Source organism: Pararhodobacter aggregans (assembly GCF_003075525.1).
GTDB lineage: Bacteria > Pseudomonadota > Alphaproteobacteria > Rhodobacterales > Rhodobacteraceae > Pararhodobacter > Pararhodobacter aggregans.
The window spans coordinates 100,642-113,058 of record NZ_QDDR01000010.1; the positions used below are offsets into that span (position 1 = coordinate 100,642).

The following is a 12,417-nucleotide window of genomic DNA, read 5'->3' on the forward strand; positions in this document are numbered from 1 at the left end:
CAACCCCCCTCAGGGCCGGTTGCGCGGGCTCTTGTAGTCGGGCCCGGTCACGGTGAGCGGCGCGCTGCCGACGGCGATGTATTCGGTGCCCCGCGTCACGACATAGCGCAGCTCCCATTCCCCGGCGGTGGCGGGGGCGTTGATCTGCGCCGACCCCTCGGCGGGAACCACGACATAGCCGCCGCTGTAATCGCCCGGCCCCGCGCCCGGCCGCGCGATATAGAGGTAATCGCCCTGCGCCCGGGGGGCGTCCGGCCCCAGCGCCACGCTCAGCGCCGCCCCTTCGGGCGCGGTCATGGCGGGCAGGACCACGCTGGGCAGGGTGCCGGGCGCGACGGTCAGCGGGATCGAGAGCAGGATCTGCCCGCCCCCGGTCACGTAGCGCAATTCATAGCTGCCGCCGTCGATGGGCAAGCCGATCTGCACCGGATTGGCGGCGCTGGTATAGGCGTAGGAAGAGCCGACCCAGCTGCTGGCCGCGCCCCCGACCGGCGCCAGGCCGATCCAGTCGCCCTGCCCGTTCGGGCCGTTCCAGCCGACGCTCAGCACCGCGCCGCCCAGCAGCGCGCCGACCGGCTGCAGGGCTGCCTCGCCCGGCGCCACCCCGCCCGCCCCCTGGGGCGCGGCGAGGGTCACGGCCTGCGCCGCCAGAACCTCGTTGCCGCCGCTGACATAGCGCAGCTCGTAGGCACCGGCGCTCAGGGGCAGCGTCAGGGTGAGCGGGTTGCCGGCATTGGTATAGGCCCAGGCGCCGCTGACCCAGCTGCTGCCCGCGGCGCCCGGCTCGGCGAAACCCACCCAGTCGTTCTGGCCATCGGGGCCGGTCCAGGCCACGCTGACATGGCCGCCCGCCACCAGATCGCCGGTCACGCTGACCCCGGCCACCTGCGCCTGCAGGGCGCCCGCCCAGCACAGGCCCATCAGGAAAACAAAGAGCTTCATGGAACTCCTCCGTCGAAAAACAGCGCGGCCCAAGGCCTTGCAGACCCTGCCAGAGGCCCCCTTCCCCGTCCAGCGCTTCCATGGCGCCGCCGGGCGCGCTATCACCGCGCCATGATAACCCGCACCCATACCAAGGGCGACGCGCCCTCGACCGCCGTCTATTCACCCTGCGAGGCCTACCGCTACACGCTGACCCGCACCTGGGATCCGGCGGGGCGCAAGGTGCTGTTCGTCATGCTCAACCCCTCGACCGCGACCGAGGTGCAGAACGACCCCACCGTCGAGCGCTGCGAGCGTCGGGCGCGGGCCTTGGGCTTCGGCGCCTTCCGGGTGTGCAATATCTTCGCCTATCGCGCCACCGATCCCAAGGTGATGCGGGCGCAGGCCGATCCGGTCGGGCCGGGCAATGACGCGGCGATTGCCGACAGCGCGCTTTGGGCCGATGCCGTGGTCTGCGCCTGGGGCACGCATGGCGCGCATCTGAACCGGGGCGCCGCGGTCGAGGCCGTCTTGCGCGCCACCGGCAAGCCGCTCAGCCACCTCGGCCTCAGCAAGGACGGGCACCCCAAGCACCCGCTCTATATCGGCTACGCCCACCAGCCCGAAGCGTGGTGAGGCTTAGCGATAGGTCTGTCCCTCGCCCGGGAAGGCGCGGGATTTGACCTCATCGGCGTAGTCCTTGACCGCCTGTTCGATCATCCCGCCCAGCGCGCCGTAAACCTTGACGAATTTCGGCGGCTTGGGGTTCAGGCCCAGCATGTCCTCCAGCACGAGGATCTGCCCGTCGCAATCGGCGCTGGCGCCGATGCCGATGGTCGGGATGTCCACGGCCCGGGTGATCTCGCGCGCCAGCGGCTCCACGACCCCCTCGACCACCACGGCAAAGGCGCCCGCCTCGGCCACGGCGATGGCGTCGGCGATGTGGTGCTTCCAGGTGGCCTCGTCCCGCCCCTGGGTCTTGAAGCCGCCCATGACGTTGGTGGATTGCGGCGTCAGGCCGATATGCGCCATTACGGGCACGCCGCGATCCACCAGAAAGCGGATCGTCTCGGCCATGCGGGCGCCGCCTTCCAGCTTCACCGCCTGACACTGGGTGTCCTGCATGACCTTCGCGGCATTGCGGAAGGCCACGCCGGGCGATTCCTCGTAGCTGCCGAAGGGCATGTCCACCACGACCAGCGCCCGCTTGGTGCCCCGCACCACGGCCTTGCCGTGCGCGATCATCATGTCGAGCGTCACGCCCACGGTCGAGTCCATCCCGTGCATGACCATGCCCAGGCTGTCGCCCACCAGAATGAAATCGGCGTAGCGGTCCACGATGGCCGCGGTATGCGCGTGGTACGAGGTCAGCGAGACGATCGGCTCGCCACCCTTCTTGGCGCGGATCTGCGGCGCGGTGATGCGGCGGATGGGGGCCTGCGGTTCGGTGGACATGGGGTGTTCCTTTCCTCAGGGGGTGACGACGCGCTGGTCGATCAGCAGGACCTTGCCGAAGCGCACCGCCAGCAGGATCACGGCGGGGCGTTGCAGGGGGCCCGAGATACTGGCCAGCGTCGCCGCGTCGCGAATGTCGGCCGATTGCAGATCGGCGCGCGGGTTGGCCTGAATATTCGCCGCGACCCAGGCCCTGAGGCGCGAGGCGGTGATGCCGGTCTTCGCCATCTCCTCGGCCGCGAACAGCGACTGGCTGAGAATGACCGCCGCCGCCCGATCCTCGGGCGTCAGGCGGACGTTGCGGCTGGAGAGCGCGAGGCCGTCCGCTTCGCGCACCGTGGGGACCCCCTCGATCCGCAGCGGCATGTCGAGGTCGCGCACCATCTGCCGGATGATGCAGAGCTGCTGGTAATCCTTCTCGCCGAAAACGGCGACATCGGGCTGCACGATGTTGAAAAGCTTGGTGACAACCGTTGTCACGCCCCGGAAATGCCCCGGGCGCAGCTTGCCGATCAGCATCCGCGCAAGGTCGGTCGTCTCGACAATGGTCTGGGCGCCGGGCGGATAGACCTCCTCGACCGAGGGCAGGAAAACCCCGTCCACCCCGGCGTCCCGCAGCATCGCCAGATCGCGGTCGGCATCGCGCGGATAGGTCGCCAGATCCTCGCCCGGGCCGAATTGCAGGGGGTTGACGAAGATCGAGGTGACCACGCGGTCGGCCTGCGCCTTGGCCCGTTCGACCAGCGCCATATGGCCCCGGTGCAGATAGCCCATGGTCGGCACCAGCGCCACGCTCTGCCCCGCGGCGCGCCAGTCGCGAACGCTGTCGCGCACCGCCGCCTTGGTGGTGAAAACCTGCATCGCGCCCCTCCGCTGCCCGCCATCCGGCGGCGCAAGACATAGCGGGTGACGCAGGGGCGGGCAAGCCGCCGGACATTTCATTGCGCTGCGTCGCAGAAAGTTCAGCCGCTCAACCGGTCCTGCCCAGAGGCGCCGCCGGCGCCATGCTCAGCATCTCCGCCGTCAGGCGGTAATGCTCGTCCAGCAGGCAGGTCGCCAGCGCCTCGTCCCGGGCCAGCGCCGCATCGGCGATCGCCCCGTGCTCGGCCATCAGGTCGCGCGCCGGGGTGGATTGCCGGTTGCTGAGGCTCGGCATCCGGTAGCGCACCGAGCCGACATAAAGGCTGTCGATGATCTGCTCCAGCCGCCGCGAGCCCGAGGCCGAGACCAGCGCGAAATGAAAATCGCGGTGCCGTTCCTCGAGCGCCGCCAGGCTCTCGGGCTGGTCGGGGCCCGAGCGCTCGAACTGGCGGCCCAGCGCGTGCAGGCTGGACACGATCCGCGCCTCCCAATCGTCATCGCCCCGCCGGATCGAGCGGCGCAAAGCCTCGGTTTCGACGAAGGCGCGGGTTTCCATCGTGTCGCGCAGATCCTCCTGCGACAGGGGCGCGACGCGGAACCCCCGCATCGGCTCCGAGGTCACCAGCCCCTCGGCGGTGAGACGGGTCAGCGCCTCGCGCAGGGGCGAGAAGCCGACGCCGAACCGCTCCTGCAACTGGGCCAGCCGCAAGGGCTGCTCGGGCGCGAAAGCGCCGCTGATGATCTGGTGCCTGAGCATCGCATGGGCCTGTTCGCCCATCGACTTCGCGGTCTTGCTCATCCTCGCAGCCCCCTCGCCCGGCCCGCCGGGCGGTCGATCCCGTCCCCTCCCCTTCTCGCCCGCCGCCAGAAAAAAATCAAGAATGCAAGATTTGCGAAAATCTGTTGATTCCATAAAATCTCGCCGTAGGATCGGGCCAGACAGCCAGGAGGGATTCCGATGACCAAAGCGCGGGACCAGTATCGCGAGGACGTGGCCGGGCGGGCCAATGTCGAGGACACGCCGGAATTGCTGGCCTATTACGACGAGCTGGAGCGTTTCGACGCCGGCGCCCTCTGGACCGTGGCCAACAAGATCGAACCCTGGGAGCCGGTCAGCAGCTCGCACCCCGTCCTCTGGCGCTATCAGGACCTGCGCGCGCATGTGCTGCGCTCGGTCGATCTGGTGACGCCGGAAAAGGCCGGGCGGCGGGTGATCTACCTCAACAACCCCGGCCGCAGCGACGTGGCGGCGGCGGTGGGCTGGATCTATGCCGGGCTGCAGGTGATGCACCCGGGCGAACAGGCCAGCGCCCACCGCCATTCGGCCAGCGCCATCCGCTTCATCATGGAGGGCACGGGCGCCTATACCGTGGTTGACGGCCACAAGATGACGCTGGGCCACAACGATTTCGTCCTGACCCCGAACGGCACCTGGCACGAGCATGCGGTCGCCTCGGACGGAACGCCCTGCATCTGGCAGGACGGGCTGGACATCCCCTTCGTCAACGCGATGGAGGCGAATTTCTACGAGGTTCACCCGGATCTGACCCAGGCCGTGGCCTATCCGGTCGACGACATGACCAAGACCTGGGGCAATCCCGGGCTGACCCCGCGGGACGGCAACTGGTCCAAGGGCTACAGCCCGATGTTCAAATACGAATGGGCCCCGACCTATGAGGCGCTGTCGAAGCTGGCCGGTTGCTCGGACGGATCGCCCTTCGACGGAATCCTGATGGATTACGTGAACCCGGTGACCAACGGGCCGGTGATGAAGACGTTGGGCGCCAGCATGCAGATGCTGCGCCCGGGCGAACGGACCCAAGCCCACCGCCACACCGGCAGCTACCTTTACCACGTCGCCAAGGGCCGCGGCCATTCGGTGATTAACGGCAAGCGCTTCGACTGGGCGGAACACGACATCTTCTGCGTGCCCTCCTGGGCCTGGCACGAACATGCCAATGCCTCGGCCAGCGAGGACGCCGTGCTTTTCTGCCTGAGCGACCTGCCGGTGATGCGGGCGATGGGGCTTTATCGCGAACAGGCCTTCGGGGAGAATGGCGGTCATCAACCAGTGATGCCGTAACCCGAAGGACCCTTCCCCATGCCCTTTTCCCTGACCAGCGCCGAGATGGCGGATATCGCGCTGCTGGCTGTTCCGGTGGTGATCGCCGCCCTTCTGGTGATCCTCTGGCGCCGCTCCCGGGCGCGGTCCCGGCTCACATGGGTGGTGCTGGACGGCTCCAACGTCATGCATTGGAAGGACAATACGCCCGACCTCGGCCCGGTCCGCGACGTGCTGCGCCAGCTCGACGCCCGGGGCTATGCCGCCTGCGTCATCTTCGATGCCAACGCGGGCTATCTGCTGTTCAACCGCTACGGCCGCGAGAGCGATTTCAGCGCCCTGCTCAAGATCCCGCAGAAGCGGGTGATGGTGGTGCCCAAGGGCACGCCGGCCGATCCCTATATCCTCACCGCCGCCCGCGATCTGGGGGCGCTGATCGTGACCAATGACCGCTACCGCGACTGGGCCGACAGCTTCCCCGAATTGCGGGGCGACAGCCCCCTGATCCGCGGCGGCTATCGGGGCCGGTCGCTCTGGCTGGACCTGCCGGAACCGGGGCAAGCCCCCGGCCGCCAAGACAAGACCTCAAGGAGAGCTTCATGAAACTTGTGACCTACCGCGCCTCGGTCGAGGGCGAGGCCCGGCTGGGCGTGATCGCAGGCGACCTCTGCGTCGATGTGGCCGCACTCGGCGCCGCCTTCGAGGTGGATCTGCCCGACAGCATGCTGGGCCTGATCGACGCCGGACGCCCGGGGCTGGAGACGCTGGCCGACTGTCTTGAGGAATGCGACGGCCGCTTCCCCCTCGGCACCGCCACCGCGCTCGCCAATGTCCGCCTGCTGGCGCCGATCCCGCGGCCGCGCAAGAACATCTTCGGCATCGGCCTGAACTACACCGAACACGTCGCCGAAAGCGCCGCGACGCTGGACACCAACCCCGACCTGCCACGCGAGCCGGTGGTCTTCTCGAAGCCGCCGACCGCCGTCATCGGCCCGAACGAGCCGATCCTGCACGACCGCAGCATGACCAAGCAGCTGGATTGGGAGGTCGAGCTGGCCGCGATCATCGGCACCCGCGCCCATCGCGTGAGCCGGGACGCAGCGTTGGCGCATGTCTTCGGCTATTCGGTGATGATCGACGTCTCGGCCCGCGACAACCGCCGCGCCGGGCAATGGATCTTTTCCAAGGGGATGGACAGCTACGCCCCCTTCGGCCCCTGCATCGTCACCGCCGACGAGATCCCCGACCCGCAGGGGCTGGACCTGTGGCTCACTGTCAACGGCGTGGAGAAGCAGCGCTCGAACACCTCGAAAATGCTGTTCAAGGTCAATGAGCTGATCGCCGACATCAGCCGCGGGATCACGCTGGAACCGGGCGACATCATCGCCACCGGCACGCCCGAGGGCGTGGGCGCCGGCCGCGTGCCGCAGGAATGGCTCTGGCCGGGCGATGTGGTCGTGGCCTCGGTCGAGGGGATCGGCACGATCCGCCATCCGGTGGTGGACAACAGCCCGGCGGAGGCCTGAAGGATGACGGGCCGGGAACCGGCACAGGGGATGTCATGCGCTACGACATGACCCCCGAGAACCGCGCGCTGGGCTACAAGCTGCTCACCGCGACGGTGACGCCCCGGCCCATCGCCTGGGTCACCAGCCTCTCGCCCGGGGGGCTGGTCAATGCCGCGCCCTACAGCTTTTTCAACGTGATGGGGAATGACCCGCCGGTGGTGGCACTGGGGATCATGGCGAAACCCGACGGCACGCTGAAGGACACCGCGCGCAACATCCTCGCCACCCGCGCCTTCGTGGTCAACCTGGTCAGCCGCGCGCAGGCCGAGGCGATGAACCACACCTGCATCGACGCCCCGCCCGAGGTCAGCGAGATCGACCTCGCCGGGCTGGAAACGCTGCCCAGCGCCCAGATCGCCCCGCCCCGGATCGCGGGCGCGCCGGTCGCGCTGGAATGCCAGCTGCTGCAGGGGGTCGAGACGGGGCCCGCGCAGATGCTGATGATCGGCGAGGTCAAGGCGATCCATATCGAGGATGCCTGCCTGCTGGACGCCGGGCGCGGCTATGTCGATACACCCGCGCTGGACCTGATCGCCCGGATGCACGGGGCGGGCTGGTATGCGCACCGGCCCGCGCTGTTCGAACTGGAACGGCCGCGCTACGCGCCGAAGGGCTGAGCCCTTCAGCGCAGGATCGTCTCCTGCCCGTCTGCGAGCCGGATCACCACGCCCTGCGGCGCCTCAAGCCGGTGCAGCGCGCCACGGTCGAGGCCGCGCAGCAGGCCCCGCATGACGATCAGCACCACCTTGTGGGCGACGACCACAGCGGGGCCGTCGAGGCCGTTCAGGAAATCCCGGACCCGGGCCTCGACCCCGGCCAGCCCCTCGCCCCCCGGCGCCTTGTCATAGAGCGCGAGGTCGCTGTCGCAGTCGGCGGCAAGCGCGGGCCAGCCCGCCGCGCGCTCGGCGGGCGTCAGCCCCTCCCAGGCGCCGCAGGCGATCTCGGTCAGGCGCGGGTCGAGGGTCTGGGCATGGTCCGGCAGCGCGATCCCGGCGGTCAGCCGCGCGCGCAGCAACGGGCTGACGAAGAGCGGCAGGTCCCGGGTCTCCAGCCGCGCCAGGATCGCCCGCTGTTCCCTCGCCTGTTCAAGGCCGCGCGGGGTCAGGGGCGAATCCAGACTGCCCTGGATGCGGCCCGCGTGGTTCCATTCGGTCTCGCCATGGCGAAGCAGCAGCAGCGGCGGCATTCCCTCAGCCTTCCTGTGCGATCAGCACCGCGTCGCGGGTATTGGCCGCCAGATGCACCCGCGCGCCCGGGTCGAGCCAGATCTCGCCCGCGCGGTGGCTCTGGTCCACCACGATCTCCGTCCCCGCCGCGCGCACCAGATAGCGTACCTGCGAGCCGAGGAATTCGCGGTGCAGCACCTCGCCCGGCAGGGTTCCGGCGCCCGCCTGCTCCTCGATGCGGATGTTCTGCGGGCGCAGCACGATGGAGGTGGGGCCCGCCCGCCCCTCAACCGGCAGGCTCAGCACGTCGCCGGTGGCGGTGCGGAACCGCGCGGCGCCTGCCTCGACCTCGACCCGGCCCTCCAGGATATTGGCGGTGCCCAGGAAGCGGGCGACGAACAGGTTGACCGGCCGGTCATACAACTCCTGCGGGGTGCCGATCTGCTGGATCACGCCGCCATCCAGCACCGCCATCCGGTCCGAGGTGGTGTTCGCCTCTTCCTGATCGTGCGTCACGAAGATCGTGGTCAGGCCGAGCTTGCGCTGCAACGCCAGCAATTCCCGCCGCATCTGCACCCTGAGCGAGGCATCGAGGTTCGACAGCGGCTCATCAAGCAACAGCACCTTCGGCTCGATCACCACGGTCCGGGCCAGCGCGATCCGCTGCTGCTGGCCGCCCGACAGCTGGTTCGGCATCCGGTCGGCCAGATGCGAGAGGCCCACGAGCGCCAGCGCCTCATCGACCCGCGTGCGGATCTCGGCCCGCGGGACTTTGCGTTCCTCAAGGCCGAAGGCCACGTTGTCGCGCACCGACATATGCGGCCAGAGGGCATAGGACTGGAACACCATCCCCACGTCGCGCTTCCAGGGCGGCAGCGTGGCGATGTCGCGCCCGCCGATCAGGATCTCGCCCCTGGGCTGCGGGCCGAACCCGGCGATAGCGCGCAGAAGCGTCGACTTGCCCGAACCCGAGGGGCCGAGAAAGGCGAAGAACTCGCCCGGTTTGATCGACAGGTTGATGCCGGTCAGCACCCGGGTCTCGCCGAAGGACAGGTGCAGGTCGCGGATCTCGATGCCGGCCATTTCGGTTTTCATGATGTCTCTCCTGATCTTTCGGTCACGCGCGGCCCGCGGTGCGCAATTTCTTGTCCCGTTCGATGATGATCTGCGACAGCACCGTCCCCAGCGCGACGATGACCACCGCCAGCACGCCCAGCGCCGCCCCCGCCCCGCGCCCCGAGGGCGTCTGCATGAACAGGTAGATGCCATAGGCCAGCGGGCTGTCGCGGTCGTTCGAGACCAGCATGATCGTCGCCGACAGCTCGACCGCGGCGGTGGCGAAGCTGGTGACGAAGCCCGCCAGGATCCCCCCCGCCATCAGCGGCACGACGATCCGGCGGATGGTGCGGAACTTGCCCGCGCCGAGGCTCTCGGCCGCTTCCTCCAGCGCCAGGCTCACCTGTTGCAGCGCCGCCATGCAGGCGCGGAGCGCATAGGGCAGACGGCGGATCATCAGGGCGATGGCGATGATGACCCACCAGCTGGCAAGGGGTTTGCCGACCAGCGGCACATCGACGTTCTGGAAGGTCCTGAGATAACCGATGCCCAGCACCACGCCCGGCACCGCCAGCGCCGCGGTGGCCATGTAATCGAGCCATTTCCGCCCGGCGATGCCGGTCCTGAGCACGATATAGGCGATGGCCGTGCCGATGATGACGTCAAGCGTCGCGGCGATCCCGGCATAGAGCAGCGTGTTCATCACGTATTGCTGCGAGCCCTCCCACATGCGGACATAATTGGCCAGCGTGTAGCCATCGGGCAGCGGGGCGAAGGACCAGATCGTACCGAAGGACAGCAGCAGCAGGCCGATATGCGGCGACAGCACGATCAGCAGGATGAAGAGGACGACGCCATAGGCGAGGATCTTCTCGCGCAGCGCGAGGTCGCGCTTGGCAAGACCCCCGCCGCCCTTCTGCACCGTCGCGTAATCCTTGCCCCGCATCACCAGGAACGAGGCCCAGAGCGACAGGATCGAGAAGGCCACGAGAATGACCGAGATCACATAGCCCATCGGGTCGTTCAGCCCGACCGAAGTGATCCTGAGATAAGCCTGCGGCGCCAGCATGTTGTTGACGTTCAGCAGCAGCGGCGTGCCGAGGTCGTCGAAGACCTTGATGAAGACCAGTGCCGCGCCCGCGACATAGCCCGGTGTCGCCAGCGGAAAGACGATGCGGCGGAACAGCCTCAGCCCATGCGCGCCGAGGTTCTGCGCGGCTTCCTCCATCGAGCGGTCGATGTTCCTGAGGCTGGCCGAGAGGTTAATCAGGATGAAGGGGAAATAATGGATCGACTGCACCAGGATCACCCCGTTCAGCCCCTCCATGAAGGGAATGGTGATCCCGAAATGGTCGCGCAGCAGCAGGTTGATCGTGCCATTGCGGCCGAAGATCAGCTGCATGGCCACGGCGCCGACGAAGGGCGGCATGATGAGCGGGATGAAGCCCAGCGACTGGATCAGGATCGAGCCCGAGAAGTTGAAGCGCGTGGTGATATAGGCCAGCGGCAGCGCGATCACCGTCGCCACGATCACCGACAGCGCCGAGACGTAGAACGAGTTGAAAAAGCTCTGCCGGAACAGCGACGAATTGAAGAAATCGCCGAAATTCTCCAGCGTCAGGGCCCCGGTCACCGGGTTCTGGAAGGCCACGGCGATGACCTGCAGCACCGGATAGATCAGGAAGCCCACCAGAATGAGGGCGATGAACAGGCCCACCAGCGCGATCGGGCTCAGCCGGGGGAAGAGGAAGGCAGGAAGCCGGTCGGCAAGCGACATCGGCCTGCCGGAGGGCTGGGGACCTTGGGTCATGAACGTCTCCGCTGGGATCTGGGCGGCGGACAGGGCCGGCCGCGGGGGCGCCCTGTCTGAAAGGTCGGGATAGGCTCAAGGGGGCGGGCAGGCCCGCCCCCCCCTTCGCCTCACATCGCGGCGGCGCGGTCGGCCAGTTCGCGGGCGCGGGCGTAGTTCTGGGTCGCGAAGGCGTCCCATTGCTGCTCAAGCTCGGCCTGGCGCTGTTCCACCTGGTCCGAGGCGGCGCGGCGGGTGGCGGTGAAGGCCCCGCTGAAGGCCGGATCGAGGCTTTGCTCCTCGGTGATCGGCATGGCGTCGATCAGCGCCCGGGCCTCGGCGATCAGCGCCATGGCCTCGGCGTTCGAGCCATCGGCGTGACGCTCCTCGGCCAGCTGCACGGCGCGGACCGCGGCGCGCAGATCGTCGAGCCGATAGGTAATCAGCACATCGAAAAGCGAGCTGACCACGTAGTAACGCGCGCCCGAGGTATCGACGTCGAACAGCACCTCGGCACCGAGCGAGGTATCCTCGAACGGGTTCGGCAGCCCTTCGGGCGCGGCGTCATAGGCGGCCGGGTTGACCGGCAGACGCATGATCGCCGGATCGAAGAGGGTCTGCTGGCCCGCGGGCGACAGCAGGAACTCGACGAAGGCCCGCGCCCCCTCGGGGTTCGGCGCATTCTCGATCACGCCCACGTTGGCCGGGACCAGCGCGGTGACGGTCGGATAGGCGAACTCGACCGGGAAGCCCGAGGCCTGCGAGGAAAAGCCGAAGAAGTCGATGACGATCCCCAGCCCGAAATTCCCGGTGTTCACCCCGTCCGGAACCCCGAACGAGCGTTCGGTCACACTGGCGAAATTGCCCGCGATCCATTTCCATTCGGACCAGCCCGCCTCCCAGCCTTCGCCCTGAAGCACCGTCTCGACGGTCAGATGGGTGGTGCCCGAGCGCGAGGGCGAGGACATGCCGACATGGCCGTAATATTCGGGCCGCGCCAGATCCGACCATTCCCGCGCCGGTTCCAGCCCGTTGGCGGACAGGTAGCGGGTGTTCCACATGATCCCGTAACCCGAGGCGGCGAAGCCGTAGTAATAGCCGTCCGGGTCGTTGATCGGATAGGCGCCGATCATGTCCGGGATGCCCTCGGTCGCGATCCCGGCCTGGGCCAGCAGATGGTTCGACTTCAGCACCTCGAAGGCGTCGGGCGCCGAGGCCCAGAAGATGTCGGCGGTGTTGTTGGCGGCGATCTCCTGCACGTAGCGCACGCCCGACGAGGTGCTGCGGTTCAGGATCTCCAAGTCGTATTCCGGATGCGCCGCCTCGAACGCGGCCTCGATGACCGAGGTCATGTCATCGGGGAAGGACGTCACGACGACGACGCTCCCCTCGGCCCAAGCCATGGATGCGGTGCTGGTCAGAACGAGCGCCGCCGCCGTTCCCTTCAGGATCTTGCGCATGATTTCCCTCCCTATGCGTCTGACGAATGGTCAGCATCGGTAGGCCATGACGAAAATTTGCGCAAACTATTAAAAACGC

General features: G+C 68.1%; 13 protein-coding genes. 5 read left to right on the forward strand and 8 right to left on the reverse strand.

Annotated elements, in window-relative coordinates; all coding sequences use genetic code 11:
* Nucleotides 1–9 precede the first annotated feature (9 nt).
* The gene (locus DDE23_RS18020; RefSeq protein WP_107751915.1) at nt 10–942 is read right to left on the reverse strand and encodes a hypothetical protein; all 933 of its coding nucleotides are present in this window, start codon (nt 940–942) and stop codon (nt 10–12) included.
* A gap of 111 nt (nt 943–1,053) precedes the next feature.
* Here DDE23_RS18020 and DDE23_RS18025 point away from each other — a divergent pair, with 111 nt between their 5' ends.
* A complete protein-coding gene (locus tag DDE23_RS18025; RefSeq protein WP_107751916.1) occupies nt 1,054–1,557 on the forward strand; it encodes a DUF1643 domain-containing protein in 504 nt (167 codons plus the stop codon).
* A gap of 3 nt (nt 1,558–1,560) precedes the next feature.
* Here the strand turns inward: DDE23_RS18025 and panB are convergent, their stop codons facing one another.
* The 3 genes from panB to DDE23_RS18040 form a co-directional block, all read right to left on the reverse strand.
* Nucleotides 1,561–2,376: a 3-methyl-2-oxobutanoate hydroxymethyltransferase gene (gene panB / locus DDE23_RS18030; protein WP_107751917.1), complete on the reverse strand. Its 816-nt coding sequence runs from the start codon at nt 2,374–2,376 to the stop codon at nt 1,561–1,563.
* 15 nt (nt 2,377–2,391) lie between these two features.
* Nucleotides 2,392–3,237, reverse strand: a complete 846-nt coding sequence (gene panC / locus DDE23_RS18035) for a pantoate--beta-alanine ligase (RefSeq protein ID WP_107751918.1) — start codon at nt 3,235–3,237, stop codon at nt 2,392–2,394.
* A 109-nt stretch (nt 3,238–3,346) separates the two neighbouring features.
* Nucleotides 3,347–4,036 carry a GntR family transcriptional regulator gene (locus DDE23_RS18040; RefSeq protein ID WP_170121839.1) on the reverse strand — a complete coding sequence of 230 codons (690 nt, stop codon included), beginning with the start codon at nt 4,034–4,036 and terminating at the stop codon, nt 3,347–3,349.
* A gap of 159 nt (nt 4,037–4,195) precedes the next feature.
* Here DDE23_RS18040 and DDE23_RS18045 point away from each other — a divergent pair, with 159 nt between their 5' ends.
* From DDE23_RS18045 to DDE23_RS18060, 4 genes are read left to right on the forward strand one after another with little or no spacing between them, the layout of a single operon-like run.
* Nucleotides 4,196–5,320, forward strand: coding sequence for a cupin domain-containing protein (locus DDE23_RS18045; RefSeq protein ID WP_107751920.1), 1,125 nt, complete (start codon nt 4,196–4,198; stop codon nt 5,318–5,320).
* A gap of 18 nt (nt 5,321–5,338) precedes the next feature.
* Complete coding sequence (locus DDE23_RS18050; protein WP_238150045.1) at nt 5,339–5,902, forward strand: NYN domain-containing protein; 564 nt, start codon at nt 5,339–5,341, stop codon at nt 5,900–5,902.
* A complete protein-coding gene (locus tag DDE23_RS18055; protein ID WP_107751921.1) occupies nt 5,899–6,825 on the forward strand; it encodes a fumarylacetoacetate hydrolase family protein in 927 nt (308 codons plus the stop codon). Before DDE23_RS18050 ends, DDE23_RS18055 begins: the two co-directional genes overlap by 4 nt.
* A 35-nt stretch (nt 6,826–6,860) precedes the next feature.
* Nucleotides 6,861–7,484 carry a flavin reductase family protein gene (locus DDE23_RS18060; RefSeq protein ID WP_107751922.1) on the forward strand — a complete coding sequence of 208 codons (624 nt, stop codon included), beginning with the start codon at nt 6,861–6,863 and terminating at the stop codon, nt 7,482–7,484.
* A gap of 5 nt (nt 7,485–7,489) precedes the next feature.
* On the opposite strand, the gene DDE23_RS18065 is transcribed toward DDE23_RS18060, so the two are convergent.
* The 4 genes from DDE23_RS18065 to DDE23_RS18080 form a co-directional block, all read right to left on the reverse strand.
* The gene (locus tag DDE23_RS18065) at nt 7,490–8,053 is read right to left on the reverse strand and encodes a histidine phosphatase family protein (RefSeq protein WP_107751923.1); all 564 of its coding nucleotides are present in this window, start codon (nt 8,051–8,053) and stop codon (nt 7,490–7,492) included.
* 4 nt (nt 8,054–8,057) lie between these two features.
* Nucleotides 8,058–9,128, reverse strand: coding sequence for an ABC transporter ATP-binding protein (locus DDE23_RS18070; protein WP_107751924.1), 1,071 nt, complete (start codon nt 9,126–9,128; stop codon nt 8,058–8,060).
* Nucleotides 9,129–9,150: 22 nt separating this feature from the next.
* Complete coding sequence (locus DDE23_RS18075; RefSeq protein ID WP_107751925.1) at nt 9,151–10,899, reverse strand: ABC transporter permease; 1,749 nt, start codon at nt 10,897–10,899, stop codon at nt 9,151–9,153.
* 110 nt (nt 10,900–11,009) lie between these two features.
* Nucleotides 11,010–12,338, reverse strand: a complete 1,329-nt coding sequence (locus tag DDE23_RS18080; protein ID WP_107751926.1) for an ABC transporter substrate-binding protein — start codon at nt 12,336–12,338, stop codon at nt 11,010–11,012.
* Nucleotides 12,339–12,417: the final 79 nt, after the last annotated feature.

What these genes read in the sequence shown, in the direction of transcription:
- DDE23_RS18045 (WP_107751920.1), top strand. Translation starts at nt 4,196, where the DNA reads ATGACCAAAGCGCGGGACCAGTATCGCGAGGACGTGGCCGGGCGGGCC.
- DDE23_RS18080 (WP_107751926.1), bottom strand. Translation starts at nt 12,338, where the DNA reads ATGCGCAAGATCCTGAAGGGAACGGCGGCGGCGCTCGTTCTGACCAGC.
- DDE23_RS18025 (WP_107751916.1), top strand. Translation starts at nt 1,054, where the DNA reads ATGATAACCCGCACCCATACCAAGGGCGACGCGCCCTCGACCGCCGTC.
- DDE23_RS18075 (WP_107751925.1), bottom strand. Translation starts at nt 10,899, where the DNA reads ATGACCCAAGGTCCCCAGCCCTCCGGCAGGCCGATGTCGCTTGCCGAC.
- DDE23_RS18065 (WP_107751923.1), bottom strand. Translation starts at nt 8,053, where the DNA reads ATGCCGCCGCTGCTGCTGCTTCGCCATGGCGAGACCGAATGGAACCAC.
- DDE23_RS18055 (WP_107751921.1), top strand. Translation starts at nt 5,899, where the DNA reads ATGAAACTTGTGACCTACCGCGCCTCGGTCGAGGGCGAGGCCCGGCTG.
- DDE23_RS18070 (WP_107751924.1), bottom strand. Translation starts at nt 9,128, where the DNA reads ATGAAAACCGAAATGGCCGGCATCGAGATCCGCGACCTGCACCTGTCC.
- panC (WP_107751918.1), bottom strand. Translation starts at nt 3,237, where the DNA reads ATGCAGGTTTTCACCACCAAGGCGGCGGTGCGCGACAGCGTTCGCGAC.
- DDE23_RS18050 (WP_238150045.1), top strand. Translation starts at nt 5,339, where the DNA reads ATGCCCTTTTCCCTGACCAGCGCCGAGATGGCGGATATCGCGCTGCTG.
- DDE23_RS18060 (WP_107751922.1), top strand. Translation starts at nt 6,861, where the DNA reads ATGCGCTACGACATGACCCCCGAGAACCGCGCGCTGGGCTACAAGCTG.
- DDE23_RS18040 (WP_170121839.1), bottom strand. Translation starts at nt 4,036, where the DNA reads ATGAGCAAGACCGCGAAGTCGATGGGCGAACAGGCCCATGCGATGCTC.
- panB (WP_107751917.1), bottom strand. Translation starts at nt 2,376, where the DNA reads ATGTCCACCGAACCGCAGGCCCCCATCCGCCGCATCACCGCGCCGCAG.
- DDE23_RS18020 (WP_107751915.1), bottom strand. Translation starts at nt 942, where the DNA reads ATGAAGCTCTTTGTTTTCCTGATGGGCCTGTGCTGGGCGGGCGCCCTG.